Genomic DNA, 22,509 nt, shown 5'->3' with positions numbered 1-22,509 from the left:
TCCCCAGCGAACGGACCAACGCCCCGCCCCCCGCGCGTCTTTGCCCCATCCGCACTCCCCCCGGCCCGTGCCATCCGAGCGTGACACACGGGTGAGCAGGCGGTAAATAGCTGGGCCGGCACGTGCCGGTGCGACGTGCGCGCGGCCCCAACCGGGCGGAGGGGAGGCCTACGGCGATCCCTACGGAGGGGCTTCCCGGCACCTCCGTACCTCTGCGCTTCCGCACTTCCGTACCTCTGCGTCTCCGCCCCGCCGATCCGCCCCCCTCCCCTCACCCTCTCCGCATCACCCCTCAGCCCCTCCGCATCTCCCCTCAGCCCCTCCGCATCTCCCCTCAGCCCCCAGCCTCCCCGATGGCGTGGACGCGGCAGGCGGTGAGGCGGCCGGCGCGCGACTGGGCGAAAACGTAGGTCTCGTCGCCGACCGCGGCCAGGACGACCTCGTGGACGACACGGGCGAAGGTGGCCAGGGTGGTGAGGTGGTCACCCGTCACCGCGTCCCACATCCGTACGGCGCCGGAGCTGTCGCCGGTGACCAGCAGGTCGCGGTCGCCCATGGTAGCCAGGGAGAGACAGGTCACCGCGGCTCCCAAGTTCTCGACGGTCGACAGGAGTTGTCCGCCGGCGGAGTCGCGGATCAGTACCCGCCGGCCGGAGGCGGTGGCGTGGACGTCGTGCCCGGCGACGGTGCCGAGGGCCAGACCGGCCGCACCGCACGGGAAGTTCCTGAGGGCCCTGACCTTGACCGGGTCCCACAGCGTGAGCGATTCACCGTGGACGGTCGCGAGAACGGTCCGCCCGGCCACCGTCGCGAAGCCGAGCGCGGTCAGCCGCCCGTAGGCGTCCACGGTGCCGATGACCTCCCCGGTGGCCGCGTCCCACACGGTCACCGGCCCGCTGGTGTCCGCCTCGGCGAGGAGGGCGACACGCTTGGCGGCCGCGGCGGGTCTGCCGGGCAGCAGGACGCGGCGCCCGGTGTCGCCGAAGGCCACGAACCGCGACCAGGACGTCGGATGCCCGCGCAGCTCACGCACCACCGCGCCCGTCGCCGGGTCGCACAGGGAGACACCGTGCCCGATGCCGGCGACGGCGAGCAGCGGGCTGCCGTCGACCACGCCTGAGGCGACCGCGACTCCTCGGCTCTGCCCGTGCTTGTGGTTGTCGCAGAAGGCCGGGGAAGTACGGGCAAGCGACCGGCCGGTGACCGGATCCCTGACGTCGACCTCGTAGGTGCCGCCGACCAGCAGGACCGGTTGCCGCCCGTCGGTACCGAGCGCCAGCCCGCCGGCATCACGCTCGCCCGTCCCCGCGTACCGGGCGGCGGCGGGAACGTCCAGCAGCACGATGTCGTGGCCGCCCTGTGGCGTCCGGTCGAAGCCACCCGTCCTGGTGGTGGCGAGCACGGTCGTGCCGCCGACGGTGCCGAAGGCGCCGGTCAGAAAGTGACCGGTGTGGGCGGCCACGCCCGTGACCGCCCGGCCGTCGAGCGTCCTGACCCAGACGCCGACGTCATCGCTCCACGCACCGTCGGACCGAGGGGAGACGGTGGCCAGCACGGTCTCTCGGGCAGTTTCACGCGAAATTTCGCCACCCTCGCCACCGTCGCCTCCCTCGCCTCCCGTGCTCGCGAAACCCGTGCGCCCGAAGGCGAGCACCGACTCCGACTCACCCAGACCGAAGCGCTTGACCAGCCTGCCCGTGGGGCCCGCCGAGGGGTCCCACAGGAACACGGACTGCTGCCACTCACGGTTGTCCCACCCGGTCCCCTCCTCCTCGGCGACCAGGGCCAGCACCTCACGCCCTTTCCAGTCGACGGTGGCGAGGGGCCCGACGAACGGCGGAACGTCGAAGTCCACCTGCCTGTCGGACCACTGGGCGAGGAGCTCGCGGGTGGTGGCGTCCCACACCCGCACCGCGTCGCCGCACAGCGCGGCGACGGCGGATCGTCCGGCGACGGTGAGGGCGACCACGCCCAGCACCACCTCGTCGCACGCCAACAGTTGGGCGAGCCGCGCCCCGGTGAACGGATCCCACAGATCCACACCGCCGGCATCGTGGGCGTACGCGTCGCTTGGCCGCCCGGATCCGTCGTCCGCCTCGAATCCGGAGGCGACCGCAAGCGCCCACCGACCGTCGTCGAGCGGGACGAACGCGGCCGCCCGCGCGTGTCCCGCGGGGACGGAGAAGACCGCCGGCGATACGCCCGTGAGCGGATCCCAGATCCGTACCGTGCCGTCCCTCGATCCACCGACCAGCACCGGACGGCCGTCGACGATGCCGAACTCCAGCAGCACGGACGCCGATCGGAGAGGCGTACCGAGCGTGGACAGCAGTTCGCCGGTACGCGCATCCCAGAGCCGTGTCTCACCGTCGCGGCCCCCGCTCGCGAGCACCGTCCGGTCCCCGATCGTGCCGAACGCCAGCGCGTCCAGCGGCACTTCGTCCCGCGTCGGATCGTCTCCGTGCCCCAGCAGCCGCCGATGGAACGCCGTACGGCCGCGCTCCCCCGCCCACGCGGGCGCCCACCCGGCCGCGTCGGCGAGTTCACTCACCCTGGGAGCATCGAGCGCCTCCGGCTCCTCGCAGTGCACCATCGCCTGGAGTACGGCGGACCGGTCGGCCGGTGCCGCCGCGCGCAGCCGGTGCAGGGCCCGCCAGTACGCACGCAGCAGAGGTGAGCGGGAGCGGTCGACCCGGTGCAGTACACGGGCGAGCCGATCGGGATCGGCGAAGGCCAGGAACCCGGCGTCGCCAGCGAGTTCCGCCAACCGCCCCGCGGCCGCCGCGTGGGTCGCCAGATGGTCCCGCAGATAGAGGTCGACGCCCTGCCAGCTACGGCGACCGTCGCCGTCCAGCGGAACCAGACCCAACAAGGCGTCGACGACGGAAACCGCGCGTCCCGGATCGGCCTCGCCGCAACCGGACCGCGGACCGACGACCACGAACACCCGCCGCCCCGCCCGCTCACGCTCCTCCAGGGCGCCCCCGGCCGCCCGCACCAGCGCGCTCAAGTCCCGTTCCCGGTAAGCCTGTTCAACCGACCGCACCCCGTTGACGAGGGCGAGCAGCACCTCGCCGGACACCTCGTCCCCGACGGCACAGTCCAGCGCGGCGAGCACATCCCGTTCCATGGAGCACCTCGTCGTGTGCCGGATCAGTTCCACGCACCTGGGGGCGCCGGATTCTGCACCTTAACGACCCACGCTCAGCCCCACGGCCACATCCGAAAAAAGCAAAAGCCCCAGGTCACGGCGAGTGAGTCCTGAGGCTTCCACAGAGCCGCCTTCGGGATTCGAACCCGAGACCTACGCATTACGAGTGCGTTGCTCTGGCCATCTGAGCTAAGGCGGCACGCTGGTCACACCATGGTGCGATCAGCAACGTCGGAAAGTCTACACAGTTTCGAGGGGTGCTCCGTACCGGCCCCGGAGCAACGCCCCCCGAAGCCGGTCAGAAGCCGACCGCACCCACTATGAGCAGCGCTTTCCCTCCGCCGGAGGCGTCCCGTGGAGCAGGTAGGTGTCGATCGTGGAGTCGATGCAGTCGCTGCCGCGGCCGTACGCGGTGTGGCCGTCGCCCTCGTAGGTGAGCAGGCGCGCCGAGGAGAGCTGGCGGGACAGCGCGCGAGCCCAGCCGTACGGGGTCGCCGGGTCCCGCGTGGTGCCGACCACGACGATCGGGGCCGCGCCCTTCGCCACGATCCGGTGCGGCTCGCCCGTGGGCTTGACCGGCCAGTACGCGCAGCTGAGAGAGGCCCAGGCCAGGCCCTCGCCGAAGACCGGGGAGGCCTTCTCGAACGCGGGGAGCGCCTCCTCCACCTGGTCCGGGGTCGAGAACGCCGCCGGCAGGTCGAGGCAGTTGACGGCGGCGTTGGCGAACATCAGGTTCGAGTAGTCGCCCTTCGCGTCCCGCTCGTAGTAGCTGTCCGACAGCACCAGCAGCCCCGCCCCGTCCTTCTCCTTCATCGCCATCGTCAGCGCCTCGCGCAACTGCGCCCACGCGCCCTCGTCGTACATCGCCGCGATCACACCGGTCGTGGCGAGCGCCTCACCGAGCTTGCGGCCGTCCGCGTCACCGGCCGGGATCGGGTGCCGGTCCAGCGTGCGGAAGAAGGCCTTCAGGTTCTTGCCGACCTGCGCGGGCGTGGTGCCCTTGCGCCCGAGCGGACAGTCCGGCTGCTGCACGCAGTCCTTCGCGAAGGACTGGAACGCCGTCTCGAACCCCGCCGTCTGGTCGAGGTTCAGCCGCCGCGCGGGCAGCGACGGATCCATCGCCCCGTCCAGCACCAGCCGCCCCACCCGGTCGGGAAACAGACCGGCGTACGTCGCCCCGAGGAACGTCCCGTACGACGCCCCCACATATGTCAGCTTCCGGTCCCCCAGCACCGCCCGCAGGATGTCCATGTCCCGCGCCGCCTCGACGGTGGAGACATGCCTCAGCAGCTCCGCCGAACGCTCCCCGCACCCTTCCGCGAACTCCTTGTACGCGTCGACGAGTTCACCGGTCTCCTTCTTGTCGTCCGGTGTGGTGTCCGTCTGCGTGTACGTGTCCATGTCCCGCCCGTCGAGACACTCCACGGGCTCGCTGCGGGCGACACCGCGCGGGTCGACGGCGACCATGTCGTACCGGGCCCGCACCTCGGCCGGGTAGCCGATCCCCGCGTACTGCTGCAGGTAGCCGATCGCCGAGCCGCCCGGACCACCCGGGTTCACCAGCAACGACCCGAGCGGCTTGCCCTTCCCCGTCGCCTTCTTGCGCGCGACGGCCAATCTCACGTCACCGGCGGTCGGCTCGGCGTAGTCGAGCGGCGCCTTCATCGTGGCGCACTCGAAACCGGGAACCCCGCAGCTGCGCCAGCTCACCTTCTGCGCGTAGTACGGCGCGAGCGTCGCCGGCGTGGCCCGCGGCAGCGCGGCCAGCGCCACGGACGCGGCACCGTCGACGGAGTTCGCCGAGCCGGAGGACGAACAGGCGGAGGCGAGCAGGGCGGTGGTGGCAAGGAGAACGGCGGCGGTTCGTGATCGACCGGGGCGGATGCTGCGGCGCCTGAAGTGCATCACGCGAGCGTAACGCTGCGCGATGCGATGAACGCTCTCCGTGTGCGATGAACCTCGTACGAGTTACGTCGTCAACCTCCCGTTGATCGCCGGGTCCGTCCAAAAGGAACGGCGCCCGAGAGCAGCCCCCAGCTCGCCTCAGCCCGCTCTGAGCGCCATCGCCATCGCCTCCACCGCCAGCAGCGGAGCCACGTTCCGGTCGAGGGCGTCCCGGCACGCGGCGATCGCCTCGATACGCCGGAGGGTCGACTCCGGCGAGCCGGCGCGGGCGAGGCGGTCGAGGGTGTCGCCGGCGTCCGCGTTGGCGATGGCGACGCGGGAGCCGAACTGGAGGGCGAGGACGTCGCGGTAGAAGGACGTGAGGTCGGTCAGGGCGAGGTCGAGACTGTCGCGCTGCGTACGCGTACGGCGCCGCTTCTGCTTGTCCTCCAGGTCCTTCATCACCCCCGCCGTGCCACGCGGCATCCGGCTGCCCTGGCCCCCGCCCATCGCCGCCTTCAGCTCCTCGGTCTCCTTGCCGTCCACTTCCTCGGCGAGCTGCTTGGCGTCCTCGGCAGCCGCGTCTACGAGCTCCTGGGCGGCCTTGAGCGCGCTGCCGACCTCGTCGATCCGCAGCGGCAGCTTCAGCACCGCGGTGCGCCGCTCGCGAGCGGCCGGGTCGGTGGCGAGACGGCGGGCCCGGTCGACATGCCCCTGCGTGGCGCGGGCCGCGGCGGCGGCGACGGCCGGCTCGATCCCCTCCCGCCGTACGAGCATGTCGGCCACGGCGTCCACGGAAGGCGTCAGCAGGTTGAGGTGCCGGCAGCGGGAGCGGATGGTGGGCAGCACGTCCTCCAGCGAGGGCGCGCAGAGGAGCCAGACCGTGCGGGGGGCGGGTTCCTCGACTGCCTTGAGGACGGCGTTGGCCGACTTCTCGTTCAGCCGCTCGGCGTCCTGGACGAGGATGATCTGCCACCGGCCGGTCGCCGGTGACGTGAACGACTTCCGGACGGTGTCCCGCATGTCGTCGGCGAGGATCTGCGTGCCCACGGCGGCGACGGTGGTGACGTCGGCGTGCGTGCCGATGAGCGCCGTATGACAGCCCTCGCAGAACCCGCAGCCCGGGGATCCGCCGAGCGCGCGGTCCGGAGACACGCACTGCAGGGCGGCGGCGAACGCCCGTGCCGTCTGCGTGCGCCCGGCACCCGGCGGGCCGGTGAAGAGCCACGCGTGCGTCATCTTCGACGCCTCGGGCGGCGGGGTGTTCGTGCCGGCCGCCGTGACCAGCGCGTCGGCGTCCCGGGCAGCGGCGGCGAGCTGCTCGGCCACCTTCTCCTGGCCGACGAGGTCGTCCCAGACGGTCATGCCTCACCCCGCCCTTTCGTCACGTTTCGCGATGCGGCTTCCATTGTGCGGGCCACCACTGACAACGGGTTCCGAGCGGGGCGCTGCGCTGCCTCCGAACGGGGCTCCGAGCCGCCTCGAACCAGGCCGCCGACCCGACAACCGGCCGAACGACCGGGACCCATCCTCAGCCCAGGAGCCGGCGCCGAGCCAGCGACTGAGCCCGAGCCGGCGAGGGCAGCGGCCGACTGCCACGCAGCCGGCCGAACAACCAACGTCAACCCAGGCCCCCGCAGACAGCGGCCTCAGCCCCGCCGTCCCCAACCGCGCCGTCCACGCCCGTCGTCGATCTCGTCGTCGTCCCGCGGGCCGAGCAACTCGTCCGCCAGCGACGGCAGATCGTCCAACGGCGTCTCCTCGGCCCAGTCCGACCGCGGCCGCCGCTTGGGCGCGCCCTCGGCGTCGACCTGGGGCATCTCCCGCGTACGGTCCTCACCCGGCTCGGACGGCGCCTGCGCCTGCTCCTCCCGGAAGAACCCAGGCGGAACCCGGTCCGCAGGCTGGTCGCCCCGAACGGGCGGCAGGACGGCGGTCTCGTCGGCCGCACCCGGCGTCACGGGCGGCAGCACAGCCGTATCGTCCGCCGCACCCGACCCGACCGAAGGCAGCACAGCCGTCTCATCAGCCGCACCCGGCGGCACCGGCGGCAGCACAGCCGTCTCGTCGGCGGCCCCCGCGGGAGCCGGCGGCTGCGGCAACTGCGCCGTCACCTCGGACGCGGACTCCTTGCCGGCAGAACCGCCCGAGCCCTGCTCATCGTCCCGCGCGTCCTCACGCACCGGCCGCAACACGGCCGTATCGTCCACCGACCCACCGGACTTGGCCGGCCCGCCAGAAGCCTTCGCCCCGCCCGACCCCTTGGACGCGTCCGCGGCCTCCGTCGGCGACACCACCGGCGTCGGCACAGTCGTCGCCTCCGGCCGCGCACCCGAAGGCTCCGGCCTCGACTTGGGCCCCGCCTCCGCCGCAGCCGCGGCCCGCTCCGCCAGCCGCCGTGCCTCCTCGGCCCGCATCAGGGCCTCTTCCGCCCTGCGCTGCTTCTCCAGGCGCCGGGCCTCGGCCTCGGCCTGCAACCGGGCCTCTTCCTCGGCCTGCTTGCGGCGCCGCTCCTCCTCGACCTTGCGTCGGGCCTCTTCCTCGGCGCGGGCCTTCTCCTCCGCGAGGAGCCGGACGCGCTCCTCCTCGGCGCGACGGCGGGCCTCCTCGGCACGCAGCCGGGCCTCCTCCGCCTGCCGCTCGGCCTCGCGCCGCTGCGCCTCCTCCAGCTCGCGCCGCTTGCGCTCCTCCTCCTCGGCGCGCAGCCGCTCCAACTGCTCCTGGCGCTCGCGCTCCAGCCGCTCTTCCTCCGCCTTGCGCGCGGCCTCTTCCTCCGCCCTGCGCCGGGCGTCCTCCTCGGCCTTCTTCCGCGCCTCCTCCTGGGCCTTCACCTCGGCCTCGGACAGGGGCAGCATCTGGTCGAGCCGGTGGCGTACGACGGTCGTGACGGCCTCGGGCTCCTGGCCCGCGTCCACGACGAGGTAGCGCCCGGGGTCGGCCGCGGCCAGCGTGAGGAAGCCGGAGCGCACACGCGCGTGGAACTCGGCGGGCTCGGACTCCAACCGGTCCGGCGCCTCCGTGAAGCGCTCGCGGGCGATGTCCGGGGACACGTCCAACAGGACGGTCAGATGCGGTACGAGGCCGTCGGTCGCCCAGCGGTTGATGCGGGCGATCTCCGTCGGGGACAGGTCACGCCCTGCGCCCTGGTAGGCCACCGAGGAGTCGATGTAGCGGTCCGAGACGACCACCGCGCCGCGCTCGAGGGCGGGCCTGACCACGGTGTCCACGTGCTCCGCGCGGTCCGCCGCGTACAGCAGCGCCTCCGCCCGGTGCGAGAGTCCCGCGCTCGACACGTCCAGCAGGATCGACCTCAGGCGCTTGCCCACCGGCGTCGCCCCGGGCTCGCGCGTCACCACGACCTCGTGGCCCTTGGCCCTTATCCACTCGGCGAGCGCCTCGGCCTGGGTGGACTTCCCGGCGCCGTCGCCGCCTTCGAGAGCGATGAAGAAGCCGCTCGCCGCGGGGACCGTCACCGGGTCGTCGCCGCCGAGCAGCGCGTCGCGCAGGTCGTGCCGCAGCGGCACCCCGGCGCGGTCGTCGGCCTTGGCCAGCACCATCGCGGCCAGCGGCAGCAGCAGCGCGCCGACCAGCATCAGGGTGAAGGCGGCGCCTCCGTGCGCGAACACGAACTTGCCGTTCTCCAGCCGGTGCGGCCCGATCGCGGCGGCGACCAGCGGGGCGATCACGGCGCCGAGCGCCACGAAGACCCGTACCACCGCGTGCAGATGCTCGGTGGTGCGGGTGCGCCGGTAGTCCTCGGCCTCCTGGTCGAGCAGGGTGTGTCCGGTGTTGGCGGCCACGCCCGCGCCGACGCCGGCCAGCGCGACGATCAGCAGCACCGTGGTGACGTCAGGGACGAGACCGGCGGCCAGCAGGGCGACGCCGGTGAAGGCGATCGCCAGCGCGAGCAGCCGGCGCCGCGACAGCGACACCAGCATCTTGGGCGCCGTACGGATGCCGACGACGACACCGCCGGTCAGCCCGAACACCAGCAGTCCGTACGTCACCGGTCCGCCGCCCAGGTCCTTGGCGTGCAGCACGGACACGGAGACGGCCGCGGCGATCGCGCCGGCGATAGCGGCGGTGGCCGGCACCAGCAGCGGGATGGCTCCGGTCCGGCCCTTGTCGACGCCGGTGCCCGTCTTGGGGCGGCGCAGGCCCTCCAGCGGTGAACGCGCGCGTGGCGTACGGGCGTCGGGCAGCTCCAGGAAGGTCACCACGGACAGGGACGCGGCGAACAGTCCGGCCGCGACGTAGGACGCGAGGGCCGCCTGGTGCTGCGCGAACCACTCGATCCCGGTGCCCAGCAGGTTGTTGACGAGCCCCGCCACGACGAGCACGACGGCGGCGGCGGGGACCGCCACGAAGGTCGTGCGCAGCGAGAGGCGGCGCAGCGCGTCCATGTGGTCCGGCAGCGGTCGTACCGTCGCGCCCTCCAGGGGCGGGGCCGGCAGCAGCGCGGGCGCCGCGCTCTCGCGGCACACCGTCCAGAAGCGCTCGGCGACACCGGTGACGAAGGCGGTGACCAGGAGGACGGCCAGTGCGTCGTCCGGCGTCCAGTCGATCCACAGGGGCGCGACGATGAGCACCAGGGCGCGCAGTCCGTCGGCGCCGACCATGGTCCAGCGGCGGTCCAGCGGGCCCTCGTGCGAGGTCAGCGAGGTGAGCGGGCCCAGCAGCACGGCGCCGAAGAGCAGTGTCGCGAGGACGCGCACCGCGAAAACGGTCGCCACTGCGAACGCCACGCCTCGGTAGCCGCCGCCGAACGAGCCCTCGGCGATGGCCGCTTGCAGGGCGAGGAGCACCAGCGCCAGCAGCGCGAGGGTGTCGCCGACCGACCCCACGAACTGTGCGCTCCACAATCGCTTCAGCTGCGGTTGCCGCAACAGGGCGCGGACGGCGCGCTCGCGGGAGTCCGCGACAAGGGCGTCGTCGGGGGCCGGGTGGTGGGCCGTTGGCTGCTCGGCTCGCGTCATGCTTTCAGCCTATCGGGACGGACTGACAGCACGCGGCGCCCACCCGAACGTGCGCACGCCCCGACACCAAACTGATGCCGAGGCGTTCGTTTCGCGAACAGAACGTGAAGGTCGGGGCCGATTGCGGGCCCCGCCCCGAACGTCTCTCAGTCGTCCGCCGAGTTCGAAGCCGTCGCCTTCTTGGCGACCGTCTTCGTGGCGGCCTTCTTCGTGGTCGTCTTCTTGGCGGCCGTCGTCGTCTTCTTCGCCGCGGTCTTCTTGGCCGCCGTCGCCTTCTTGGCCGGTGCGGCCTTCTTGGCGGGCGCCTTCTTCGCCGTCTTCTTGGCGGGCGACTTGGCGCGCTTCTCGGCGAGCAGCTCGTAGCCGCGCTCCGGGGTGATCTCCTCGACGCTGTCGCCGGAGCGCAGGGTCGCGTTGGTCTCCCCGTCGGTGACGTACGCCCCGAAGCGGCCGTCCTTCACCACGACCGGCTTCTCGCTGACCGGGTCCACGCCCAGTTCCTTCAGCGGCGGCTTGGCGGCCGCGCGGCCCCGCTGCTTGGGCTGGGCGTAGATCGCCTGCGCCTCTTCCAGCGTGATCGTGAAGAGCTGGTCCTCGGCCGTCAGCGACCGCGAGTCCGTGCCCTTCTTCAGGTACGGGCCGTAGCGGCCGTTCTGCGCGGTGATCTCCACGCCGTCCGCGTCCGTGCCGACGACGCGCGGCAGCGACATCAGCTTGAGCGCGTCGGCCAGCGTCACCGTGTCGAGGGTCATCGACTTGAACAGCGAGGCCGTACGCGGCTTGACGGCGTTCTTCCCGGTCTTCGGGGTGCCCTCGGGGAGCACCTCGGTGACGTACGGGCCGTAGCGGCCGTCGCGGGCGATGACCTGGTGGCCCGACTCGGGGTCGGCGCCCAGTTCGAAGTCGCCGCTCGGCTTGGCGAGCAGCTCCTCCGCGTGCTCGACGCTCAGCTCGTCCGGCGCCAGGTCCTCGGGCACGTCGGCGCGCTGGTGGTTCTCGGAGTCCTTCTCGCCGCGCTCCACGTAGGGGCCGTAGCGGCCGACGCGCAGCATGATGTCGTTGCCGACCGGGAAGGACGACACCTCGCGGGCGTCGATGGCGCCCAGGTCGGTGACGAGTTCCTTGAGGCCGCCCAGGTGGTCGCCGTCGCCGTTGCCGGCCTCGGCGGCGCCCGTCGCCTCGCCCTCGCCGAAGTAGAAGCGCCGCAGCCACGGCACGGCCTGCGCCTCGCCGCTGGCGATGCGGTCGAGGTCGTCCTCCATCTTGGCGGTGAAGTCGTAGTCGACGAGCCGCCCGAAGTGCTTCTCCAGGAGGTTGACCACGGCGAAGGAAAGGAAGGACGGCACCAGGGCCGTGCCCTTCTTGAAGACGTAGCCGCGGTCGAGGATCGTGCCGATGATCGACGCGTACGTCGACGGGCGGCCGATCTCGCGCTCTTCGAGCTCCTTGACGAGGCTGGCCTCGGTGTAGCGGGCCGGGGGCTTGGTGGCGTGCCCGTCGACCGTGAGTTCCTCGGCGGTCAGCGCGTCGCCCTCGGCGACCTGCGGCAGCCGGCGCTCGCGGTCGTCCAGCTCGGCGTTCGGGTCGTCCGCGCCCTCGACGTAGGCCTTCAGGAAGCCGTGGAAGGTGATCGTCTTGCCGGAGGCGCTGAACTCGACGTCCCGGCCGTCGGCGGCGGTGCCACCGATCTTCACGGTGACGCTGTTGCCGACCGCGTCCTTCATCTGGGAGGCGACGGTCCGCTTCCAGATCAGCTCGTAGAGCCGGAACTGGTCGCCGGTCAGGCCGGTCTCGGCGGGCGTGCGGAAACGATCACCCGAGGGGCGGATCGCCTCGTGCGCCTCCTGCGCGTTCTTGACCTTCCCGGCGTACACGCGCGGCTGGGCCGGCAGGTAGTCGGCGCCGTACAGCTGCGTCACCTGCGCGCGGGCGGCGGTGATCGCCGTCTCGCTCAGGGTCGTGGAGTCCGTACGCATGTAGGTGATGTAGCCGTTCTCGTACAGCTTCTGCGCGACCTGCATCGTGGCCTTCGCGCCGAAGCCGAGCTTGCGGCTGGCCTCCTGCTGGAGCGTCGTCGTACGGAAGGGCGCGTACGGCGAGCGGCGGTACGGCTTCGACTCGACGGAGCGGACGGCGAACCGCGTGTTCTCCAGGGCGGCGGCCAGCGCGCGGGCGTTGGCCTCGTCGAGGTGGAGGGTGTTCGCGGTCTTGAGCTGTCCCAGGGAGTCGAAGTCGCGGCCCTGGGCGACCCTCTTGCCGTCGACGGCCTGGAGGCGGGCGACGAGGGACGACGGGTCGCTCGCGTCACCGGCCCGGCCGGTTCCGAAGGTGCCGGTCAGGTCCCAGTACTCGGCGGAACGGAAGGCGATGCGCTCACGCTCCCGCTCCACCACGAGCCGGGTGGCGACGGACTGGACACGGCCGGCCGACAGGCGCGGCATGACCTTCTTCCACAGGACCGGCGAGACCTCGTAGCCGTAGAGACGGTCGAGGATGCGTCGGGTCTCCTGGGCGTCGACCATCAGCTGGTTGAGGTCGCGCGGGTTGGCCACGGCGGCGCGGATCGCGTCCTTGGTGATCTCGTGGAACACCATGCGCTTGACCGGGACCTTGGGCTTCAGGACCTCCAGGAGGTGCCACGCGATGGCTTCGCCCTCGCGGTCCTCATCGGTGGCCAGGAAGAGTTCGTCGGAGTCCTTGAGCAGGTCCTTGAGCTTCTTGACCTGGGCCCGCTTGTCGGCGTTGACCACATAGATCGGCTCGAAGTCGTGCTCGACGTCCACGCCGAGCCGGCGGACCTCGCCCGTGTACTTCTCGGGCACCTCCGCGGCGCCGTTGGGAAGGTCGCGGATGTGCCCGACACTCGCCTCGACGACATATCCGGGGCCAAGGTAGCCCTTGATCGTCTTCGCCTTGGCGGGCGACTCGACAATGACGAGTCGGCGGCCGCCGTGTGCGGTCTCGCTGGTCGGGGACAACTTCGCTCTTCTCTCCGGTCGACGCTGGGGCCTCCCCAGGCGTTCCAGCCGGGGTCGGGTCATGGTGACGCTGCGGAGTGTGACGGTACATCCCGCCCCCGTGTCAAACGGGAAAAGCCCGCAACGGCCACTCGAACGGTAACCCGACTACCGCCATTCCTGCCGCCCGGAGTACCCACCGGCTCTTTCGCGCCTGACCGGAGGATCACCTCCCAGTTGTCGGAGTCCCAGCTCCGGGCCCGCTTTCAGACCCTCGTGAAGCACCAGACCCCGAGAATCAGCGCGATCAGTGACGTGAGACTCGCGATCGTCACCGATGCGACCGGACTCACACCCTGCGCGACCGGTTCTCCCTGCCGCGCCCGGCTCACCGTCCACACCAGCAGCCCGCCTCCGAACAGGGCGAACACCACTCCCGCAAAGATCGCAGGTCCGCTCTCCATGGCTTGCCTCGCCCCATTTCTCCCGTCCGCGCGTGCCCGGCCCGTGGAGGCTGACACGAACGGACGGCGCACAGACGAACCCCAGGTGAACGCGGGGCCGACGTGCCTGTGGACTCACTGGACGGCCGTCCCGCACCCGGCTCATACGGAGCCGGGCACAGGTATCTTTCCGGTCGTCTTCGTGTTGTCCGAGCGACTCACCGTGCACACCACTTTGCTGAAGCCCCGGTCCCAGTCGTCCTGATCGGCCACCCAGCCGTACACGACCCGCTCCGACCCCGGCGCCCAGGTCGACTCGAACTTGTTGCCGCAGAGCTTGGTCGCGTTCTCGGACCCCTGCTTGAAACTCATCTTCTCCGGGGCCTGGACAGCACCTATGACCTGGTCGGTATGCGGTTTCACGCAGTCGGTGAGCGGCGCCTTGTAGCCGTCGTCAACCTCCACGTACTCCCAGCAGTCACCGACGCTCATCTGACCGACCCACAGGTTCGAACCCGCGTCCCGGAAACTGCCCACCTCGCCGCCGATCGCCGCATGCCGCCCCAGTACGAGACACGCCGTACCGCTGTCGGCCGCCCCGAACCCCTCCTTCGTCGGTACGACGGCGTATCCGGCCGCGTCCGGCAGCGCGTCCACGACCGCCCTGCTCTGGCTCTCGCAGCGCCGCGCGCCCTGAGCGCCGGCGTCGGCGAAGTCGGTGGCCGTGTCGACCGCCACGACCTGTCCGTCGGGCCAGTCGTTCGCGCAGTCCACCACGCCGAGGTTCGGCGCCGATGCGAACGGCGTCCCCGACCAGACCGCCTTCACACAGTCCCCGGTCTCCAGCGGCCGGCTGAGCCCCACCACATCGCCGTACGGCAGCACCGGCCCGGTCGGCGCCACCGAACTCCGCGACGCGCTCGGCGACGCGGACTTCTTCGTCGCCGCGCTGTTCTTGCCGTCATCGCCGTCGCCGCCGATCAGGGAGGCAACCCCCCACGCACCACCGGCGATGACGAGAACGATCCCCACGACAAGCGCGACAACCGCCAGCCGCCGCTTCCCGGCCGACCCCGGAGACAACGCCGCCCCACCACCACCGGGCCCACCCGGACCACCGACCCCATGAGCGGTGGGGGCAGCCGCGCTCCAGTAACCACCGGAGCCGGGGCTCGCGTTGGTCGGTGGGGCGCCGCCGCCCGGGTAGGCCGGTGTCGCGCCGCCACCTTGGTACGGCGGTGGCGCAGCGCCTTGATACGGCGGTGGAGCGCCCGCACTCCCGTAGGCACCCGCGCCACCCTGCGGGTACGCCGGCGGAGCGGCACCCCCGCCGTACGGCCCCGAACCGGCACTCCCCGATGCGGACCCCGGAGCCGCGCCCCCGGCATACGGTCCGGAACCCGCGCTCCCCGGAGCGGACGCCGGGGTGTTGCTCCCGGCGTACGGCGCCCCACCCGCGCCTCCGGGCGCCCCCGCCGGCGTGGACCCTCCCGCGTACGGCGCCTGACCGCCACCACCCGCGTACGGGGTGCCGGGCGGCGGCTGCGCGTACGGATTGGCCGGATCCACCGCGCGCTGCTGGGTGGGCGGCGCCCACATGTCGTAGGCCGATGCCCCGGGCGGCGAGCCTGGCGTGGCACCGGGCGTGGCCGGACCGGCGGGACCGCCCGCCGGAGTGTGCGGTGTCCGCGGGGAGTCGGGGTCCTGGTGCGCACCCGGAGTCTGCGGCGCCGCTGCCCCCGGACCGCCGCTCCAGCCGGCGGCGTACTCCGGCGGCTGACTGCTGACGTAGCCGGGCGCGGGCCCGCTGACGTAGCCAGGCTCCGGACCGCTGACGTACCCCGGTGGCGGGCCGCCGACGTACCCGGGAGGCGCACCCTGGACGTACCCGACCGGTGGCCCGAATCCCACGCCCCCGTCGGCCGCCCCTGGCGGAGCCCCCCGCACCACGCGCTCCAGCCCCCGCGCGGCCGTCTCGGGCGACGACCTGCGGACGGGGTCCTTGACCAGCAACCCCTGGAGCACCGGCGTCAGTTCACCGGCCCGCTCCGCCGGGGTGGGTTCCTCGCCGAGCAGGGCCGTCAGGGTGGCGTAGTCGCCGTGGCGGTCGAAGGGGCCGCGGCCCTCGACGGCCGCGTACAGCGTGGCGCCCAGGGAGAACAGGTCTGCGGCCGGTGTCGGCGGCTCGCCCCGCGCGCGCTCCGGGGCGAGGTAGCCGGGCGTGCCGAGGATGCCGGCGGTCGCGGTCAGGCGCGGCTCGCGGGACTCGGGCTGGAGCGCGATGCCGTAGTCGGTGAGCAGCACGCGCGCGTAGGGGTCGCCCGAAGCGTCCGACGCCAGAAGGATGTTGGCCGGTTTCACGTCCCTGTGGAGGATGCCGATGCGGTGCCCGGCGGTCAGCGCGTCGAGCACGGCGAGCCCGATGCGGGCCGTCTGGACGGGCGACAGCGGCCCCGTCCGCCGTACGAGCGCCTGGAGGTCGACCGCGTCCGGCACGTACTCCATGACGATCCAGGGCAGCCCCTCGTGCATCACCACGTCGTGCACCGTCGCCACGTGCGGGTGGCCGCGCAGGCGGGCCGCGTGCCGGGCCTCGCTGCGGGCGCGCGCGATGCGCTGCGAAGGCGCGCTCGGGTCCGTCGGCACGTCCGCGAGCGCGATCTCCTTGATCGCGACCTCGCAGGCCAACTCCTCGTCGTACGCGAGCCAGACGCGGCCCATGCCGCCCGCACCGAGCGTCCGCGTCAACCGGTACCGGCCGTTGATGATCCTGTCTTCGCCCTGATCCGGCGTCTCCCCCGCCATCACGCCTCCCCCGAGACAGCGCGCCTCCCCCGAGAACGCGTGCGGCCCTGTCCCTCGAAGATAGCTTCGCACCCACCACTGACAGCAGACCTTTTCGGGGCCAATCACATCAGGTCGGACACAGGGGCATCAGGGGTGCGGGCGTGCCCCAGCCGTGACGCGCGCCCGGCGTACGCGGACCCGGAACGGACCGGAATCCGGCCGGATCCGGGGCGGACTTCAGGACAGCCTTCAGGACGGCGACAGCCCTCAGGCCGGTTCGAGGAAGCCCTGCTCCACCAGGAGGCGGATCTGGGCGGGCGTGCGGTCGCGCAGCAGGACGGGGTCCTCGCCGACCAGTTGGGCGATCGCGTCCAGGATGCGACCGGCGCTCAGCGAGCCGTCGCACACGCCCGCGAACCCCGCGCCGACGGTGTCCACCTTGGTCGCCCGGCGCATCCCGCGGTGCTGGCGCAGCACCACGTGCTCGGGGTCCTCGGCGCCGGGCAGCCCGACCTGCTCCTGGATGACCTCCGCGGACAGCCTGAAGTGCTCCTCGAGCAGGGCCGCGTCATCGTGCGCCCGCAGGTAGTCGAGCCGCTCGAAGTGCGCCCGTACGGCGTCCCCGAGCGGCTGCTCGACCGGGTGCGGCCACTCCTCCGCGAGGACCGAGGGCTCGGCGGCATCCGTCTTCCGCAGGGTGATCCAGCCGAAGCCCACGGCCCGCACCTTGCGTGCCTCGAACTCGTCCAGCCACGCGTCGTACCGCGCCTGGTACTCGGCCGGCTCCTCGCGGTGGTCGCCGGCGTCCCGCAGCCACAGCTCGGCGTACTGCGTGACGTCCTGGACCTCGCGCTGCACGATCCAGGCGTCGCAGCCGCGCGGCACCCACGACCGGAGCCGGTCCTGCCAGTCCTCCCCCTCCACGTGCTGCCAGTTGGCGAGGAACTGCGCGAACCCGCCCTCGGTCAGCCGCTCCCCCGCCTGCTGAACGAGCGTGCGGCACAGATCGTCCCCGCCCATCCCGCCGTCGCGGTAGGTCAGCCGCGCGCCCGGCGAGATCACGAACGGCGGGTTCGACACGATCAGGTCGTACGTCTCCCCGTCCTTGACCGGCTCGAACAGCGAGCCCTCGCGCAGCTCGGCGGCGGGCGCGCCGGAGAGCGCCAGCGTGAGCGCGGTGATGTGCAACGCGCGCGGGTTGACGTCGGTAGCCGTCACGCGCGTGGCGTGCCGCGAGGCGTGCAGCGCCTGGATGCCGGAGCCGGTACCGAGGTCGAGGGCGGCCGGGACGGGCGTACGCACGGTGATGCCCGCGAGGGTCGTGGACGCGCCGCCGACGCCCAGGACGACGCCCTCCTCGCGGCTGCCGATCCCGCCGGCGCCGCCGACCGCGCACCCCAGGTCGGACACGATGAACCAGTCCTCACCGCCGGGCCCGCCGTACGGCCGCACGTCCACGGTCGCGGCGACCTCGTCCGCACCGACGGCGACGAGCCACCCGGCCTCCAGACACGCGGCGACAGGCAGAACGCCCTCCACGCGTGCGTGCGGCACGGGCTGCTGCAACAGGAACAGCCGTACGAGCACCGCGAGCGGGGTGTCCCCTCTGGTCGCCCTGAGCGCGGGCACGGTCTCGCTACGGGCCAGCGCCGCATAAGCGGGGGCCCCGAGCAGATCGAGCAGCCCGTCGGCGGTGAAGGACGCGCCAAGCAGGGCATCCCGCAGCCGAGCGGCAACATCGGAACGATCGGAATCGGGCAGAGTGGGCAGGCCTGAATTACTCACGCCCCCATTGTGTCCGGGCAGCCGACTGATCGCGCAGTAGTGCGCCCATGACAGCCCTGCCCCCCTACCCGCTACTGCTGTGGGCAGTCGTTCCGCAGGGCGGAACGGGTGGGCACAGCCTGCAACGCCGGGCCCGGCTCAACCCGCTCCAGCCTCAGCGCCGACCCCACCCGCACCCGTATCCGGTACAGGCCTCAGCTGGCCGTGGACGAGGAAGAAGCCGACGCACTCTTGCAGGTGGCCTGCTTGGCCATCGCCTTCCCCACGTCACCCTCCTCCAGCGTCTTCAGCGCGTCGTTCCCGCTCTGCCCCAGCTTGTCGAGCGAGGTGGCGATGTCCTTGAGACCATCGGCGAACTTCGCCTGGTCCTTGGTGTCGAGCTTGTCGACCTGCGTCTTCAAGGAGGCGTACGACGTCGCGATCCCGTCGAGTTCCTTCACCGCGTTCGTCTGCTTCTTCGCACCGTCGTCGACATCCGGCGCCCCGGCCTTCTCCACGGCGTCGCCGATCGCCTTGTACGCGTCGGACATGTCCTGGAAAGCCTGCGCGTCGGTCTTCTGGACGTCCTCCGGAGTGCTGTTGTCCGAGGTCTGCTGCTGGATCGCGGCGTTGGCGGCCTCGATCTTCTTGGCCTGCGGCTGCACCGCGTCACAGACCTGCTTGGCCCAGGCATCCAGCTTCGCGTTGCTGTCGTCGCTGCTGCATCCCGACAGCGCCAGTACCAGTACCGCACCGCCGGACAGCGCGGCCGTGAGCTTCTTGTTCACCGGATTGGTCCCTTCCATGGCTCTCGGCCCCGGAACATACACGCCGCACAGACGTCAGCCGTATGCCGGGCATCCACTACAGACGCTTTTGAAGCCATTTGCACCAGGAGAGAGAAGGCTCACGAAAAGGACGCACACACACGAGAGCGGGCGGTCGACGCGTCAACGCGCGCCTCCCGCCCGCCCCTTGGGTCGGACCTGGGCCCGGCCCGGTCGGACCGTGTCGTGGGACCGCCTACGAAACCACCGCGGGATCCGGCGACTTGGTCTTCTGCTCCCCGTCCTCCTCCTCGTCGCCCATGGTGATGCCGCGCCGCTTGGAGATGTAGACCGACCCGACGATGACCAGGAACGCCAGGACCGCGATCGTGATCCGGACGCCGAGGTTCTTGTCGGCGCCGTAGCTGAACTTGATGACCGCGGGCGCGATGAGCAGCGACACCAGGTTCATCACCTTCAGCAGCGGGTTGATCGCGGGTCCCGCGGTGTCCTTGAAGGGGTCGCCGACCGTGTCGCCGATCACGGTGGCGGCATGGGCCTCACTGCCCTTGCCGCCGTAGTTGCCGTCCTCGACGAGTTTCTTGGCGTTGTCCCACGCGCCACCGGAGTTGGCGAGGAACACCGCCATCAGCGTGCCCGCGCCGATCGCGCCGGCGAGATACGAACCGAGCGCGCCGACACCGAGCGTGAACCCGATGAAGATGGGCGCCATCACGGCGAGCAGACCCGGCGTGGCCAACTCCCGAAGAGCATCCTTCGTACAGATGTCGACGACTCGCCCGTACTCCGGCTTCTCGGTGTAGTCCATGATCCCGGGGTGCTCGCGGAACTGCCGCCGCACCTCGTAGACCACCGCGCCCGCCGACCGCGACACCGCGCTGATCGCCAGCCCCGAGAAGAGGAAGACGACCGCGGCGCCGGCGATGAGGCCGACGAGGTTGTTGGGCTGCGAGATGTCCATGGAGAGGGTCAGTGGCGCACCCGCTCCGGTGAGTTTCTCGCCCACGTCCGCCACGTTCGTGGTGATCGCGTCCCGGTACGACCCGAAGAGCGCCGACGCGGCCAGGACGGCGGTGGCGATGGCGATGCCCTTGGTGATGGCCTTGGTGGTGTTGCCGACCGCGTCCAGGTTGGTGAGCACCTGCGCGCCCGCGCCCTCGACGTCGCCGGACATCTCCGCGATGCCCTGCGCGTTGTCGGAGACGGGTCCGAAGGTGTCCATGGCGACGATCACACCGACCGTGGTGAGCAGGCCGGTGCCGGCCAGCGCGACCGCGAACAGCGCGAGCATGATCGACGTACCGCCGAGCAGGAAGGCGCCGTAGACGCCCAGGCCGATCAACAAGGCGGTGTAGACGGCCGATTCGAGTCCCAGCGAGATTCCGGCGAGGACGACGGTGGCGGGCCCCGTGAGCGAGGTCTTGCCGATGTCGCGCACCGGGCGGCGGGTGGTCTCGGTGAAGTAGCCGGTCAGCTGCTGGATGACGGCCGCCAGCACGATGCCGATCGCCACCGCGACGACCGCGAGGATCCGCGGATCGCCGTCCTTGGCCCGGATCGCGGCATCGGTGACGCCATCCAGGTCGGAGTACTTGCCGGGCAGGTAGACGAAGACGGCCACCGCGACGAGTACGAGTGAGATCACCGCGGAGATGAAGAAGCCGCGGTTGATCGCGGACATGCCGCTGCGGTCGGTCCTGCGCGGGGCGACCGCGAAGATACCGATCATGGCGGTGACGACGCCGATCGCGGGCACGATCAGCGGGAAGGCGAGTCCGGAGTCGCCGAAGGCGGCCTTGCCGAGGATCAGCGCGGCCACCAGGGTCACGGCGTACGACTCGAAGAGGTCGGCCGCCATGCCCGCGCAGTCGCCGACGTTGTCGCCCACGTTGTCGGCGATGGTCGCGGCATTGCGCGGGTCGTCCTCCGGAATGCCCTTCTCGACCTTGCCGACCAGGTCGGCGCCGACGTCGGCGGCCTTGGTGAAGATGCCGCCGCCGACACGCATGAACATCGCGATCAGCGCGGCGCCGAGGCCGAAGCCTTCGAGCACCTTCGGCGCGTCGGCCGCGTACACCAGCACCACACACGAGGCGCCCAGCAGACCGAGCCCCACCGTGAACATGCCGACGACGCCGCCCGTACGGAAAGCGATCTTCATGGCTTTGTGCGAGACGGTGATGAGATCCTTTTCCGGTTCTCCCTCCGCCGGGGTCGCTTCCCGGGCCGCCGCGGCGACCCGCACATTACTGCGCACGGCGAGCCACATGCCGATATAGCCGGTGGCCGCCGAGAACCCCGCGCCGATCAAGAAGAACACCGATCGTCCGGCGCGCTGATTCCAGTCGTCCGCGGGCAGCAGCATGAGCAGGAAGAAGACCACGACGGCGAATACGCCCAGTGTGCGCATCTGTCGGGCCAGATAGGCGTTGGCGCCTTCCTGGACCGCCGACGCGATCTCCTTCATCTTGTCGGTGCCCTCGCCTGCCGCGAGCACCTGGCGTACCAGGACGCCCGCGACCACGAGCGCGGCCAGGGCGACCACCGCGATCACGATCACGATGACCCGGTTGCCGTCGGTCAGTACCGCTGCTGCGAGGGTTGTGGGGTGATCCAACTGCTGAGGGGTAGAAAGCCCCGCCATTCGTCCTCCTTGACGCCTGTGCTGAGCTCAAGATGTGGACGGATTCTAGGTACCCGCACCTGATCAAAACAGAGCGCGGTAAACGGAATTAGCCTTCACATGCCCTACAGCAAATGATCGACAACGCGCCACGGAACCCGAATGGAGTAATGCCCCGAAGGCATTGACGCCTGCACCGGCGCTTGATCGAATTATCGGGCCATTGATCGTGAATTGATTCACGAATTCCCGGGGTGCGACTGAAAAACACCAAGGGCCCTGCTCAGCAGGGCCCTTGAAGATCGTACGAGAGTTAGTTCAATGGCTGAACTGGGGTGAACTCAGGAGAGGACCGCGGCCGGCGGCGTGGTCGGCCAGGTCATGCGGATCAATCCGCCGTGCTCTCCTGCGGTCACCTCGACATCGTCGACGAGCCCGCTGATGACCGCGAGACCCATCTCGTCCTCTTCGATGTCCACATCGTCGCCCGCCGATCCCGAAGCGCTGTCACCGGGGGCCGCATGCGGCGCCTCGTCGCCGACCTCGATGGAGAACTGCTTCTCCTCCTCGATCAGCAGCACCTTCACGGGGGCGGTGATGCCACCGCTCTGGTGCAGCCCCACGGCACGGGTGCAGGCCTCGCCGACCGCGAGTCTGACCTCGTCGAGGACGGCCTCGTCCACTCCGGCCCTGCGCGCCACCGCTGCCGCCACCAGTCGGGCGGTCCTGACGTGCTCGGGCAGCGCGCTGAAGCGGAGTTCAACGGTGGCCATGCATCCCCCTAAGACTTCGGGCGTGCTGTCGGGGGACCGGGCCGCCGAAAGCCCGGACCCCCTGTTGGTACTTCTTCCGTCCTGGAGCGGTCCTTTCCCGCTCCGTGGGACGGTGGTCAGTCGGTGGCCGCCACCGCTTCCTCGACCGAGGTGTGGATCGGGAACACCTTGGTGAGGCCGGTGATGCGGAAGATCTTGAGAATGCGCTCCTGGTTGCAGACCAGGCGCAGCGAGCCCTCATGGGCACGCACCCGCTTCAGGCCGCCGACCAGCACGCCGAGCCCGGTGGAGTCGAGGAAGTCGACGCCCTCCATGTCGACGACGAGGTGGAAACTCCCGTCGTTCACCAGCTCGACCAACTGC

General features: G+C 71.4%; 12 protein-coding genes and 1 tRNA gene. All 13 read right to left on the bottom strand.

What is annotated here, in order from left to right; all coding sequences use genetic code 11:
• Positions 1-334: 334 nt before the first annotated feature.
• The gene (locus ACWD5F_RS43085) at positions 335-3,130 is read right to left on the bottom strand and encodes a WD40 repeat domain-containing protein (protein WP_451261610.1); all 2,796 of its coding nucleotides are present in this window, start codon (positions 3,128-3,130) and stop codon (positions 335-337) included.
• Between the two features lie 146 nt (positions 3,131-3,276).
• Positions 3,277-3,350 (bottom strand) — tRNA-Thr (locus tag ACWD5F_RS43080).
• Positions 3,351-3,469: 119 nt separating this feature from the next.
• Positions 3,470-5,056, bottom strand: coding sequence for an alpha/beta hydrolase (locus ACWD5F_RS43075; protein WP_451261609.1), 1,587 nt, complete (start codon positions 5,054-5,056; stop codon positions 3,470-3,472).
• Between the two features lie 138 nt (positions 5,057-5,194).
• Positions 5,195-6,400, bottom strand: coding sequence for a DNA polymerase III subunit delta' (locus ACWD5F_RS43070; protein WP_451261608.1), 1,206 nt, complete (start codon positions 6,398-6,400; stop codon positions 5,195-5,197).
• 284 nt (positions 6,401-6,684) lie between these two features.
• Positions 6,685-10,011, bottom strand: a complete 3,327-nt coding sequence (gene tmk, locus ACWD5F_RS43065; protein ID WP_451261607.1) for a dTMP kinase — start codon at positions 10,009-10,011, stop codon at positions 6,685-6,687.
• 146 nt (positions 10,012-10,157) lie between these two features.
• Positions 10,158-12,989: a type I DNA topoisomerase gene (gene topA / locus ACWD5F_RS43060; protein WP_451261606.1), complete on the bottom strand. Its 2,832-nt coding sequence runs from the start codon at positions 12,987-12,989 to the stop codon at positions 10,158-10,160.
• Positions 12,990-13,234: 245 nt separating this feature from the next.
• The gene (locus ACWD5F_RS43055) at positions 13,235-13,432 is read right to left on the bottom strand and encodes a hypothetical protein (RefSeq protein WP_451261605.1); all 198 of its coding nucleotides are present in this window, start codon (positions 13,430-13,432) and stop codon (positions 13,235-13,237) included.
• A 141-nt stretch (positions 13,433-13,573) separates the two neighbouring features.
• The gene (locus ACWD5F_RS43050; RefSeq protein WP_451261604.1) at positions 13,574-16,216 is read right to left on the bottom strand and encodes a protein kinase domain-containing protein; all 2,643 of its coding nucleotides are present in this window, start codon (positions 16,214-16,216) and stop codon (positions 13,574-13,576) included.
• Positions 16,217-16,465: 249 nt separating this feature from the next.
• Positions 16,466-17,983, bottom strand: coding sequence for a DUF7059 domain-containing protein (locus ACWD5F_RS43045; RefSeq protein ID WP_451261603.1), 1,518 nt, complete (start codon positions 17,981-17,983; stop codon positions 16,466-16,468).
• A gap of 194 nt (positions 17,984-18,177) precedes the next feature.
• Positions 18,178-18,768 (bottom strand): small secreted protein, encoded by a 591-nt coding sequence (locus ACWD5F_RS43040; protein WP_401718874.1) that lies wholly within the window; start codon positions 18,766-18,768, stop codon positions 18,178-18,180.
• A 217-nt stretch (positions 18,769-18,985) separates the two neighbouring features.
• Positions 18,986-21,394, bottom strand: coding sequence for a sodium-translocating pyrophosphatase (locus ACWD5F_RS43035; RefSeq protein WP_401718877.1), 2,409 nt, complete (start codon positions 21,392-21,394; stop codon positions 18,986-18,988).
• A gap of 320 nt (positions 21,395-21,714) precedes the next feature.
• On the bottom strand, positions 21,715-22,146 hold the full coding sequence (locus ACWD5F_RS43030) for an ATP-binding protein (protein WP_123998665.1): 432 nt from the start codon (positions 22,144-22,146) through the stop codon (positions 21,715-21,717).
• 116 nt (positions 22,147-22,262) lie between these two features.
• Positions 22,263-22,509, bottom strand: a 247-nt coding sequence (gene bldG / locus ACWD5F_RS43025; RefSeq protein ID WP_451261601.1) for an anti-sigma factor antagonist BldG, incomplete at its 5' end; no start/stop codon positions are given.

The organism is Streptomyces sp. NPDC002499, from assembly GCF_053595415.1.
The sequence above is the reverse complement of the archived record's forward strand: the minus strand, read 5'-3'. Positions and strand labels throughout refer to the sequence as shown.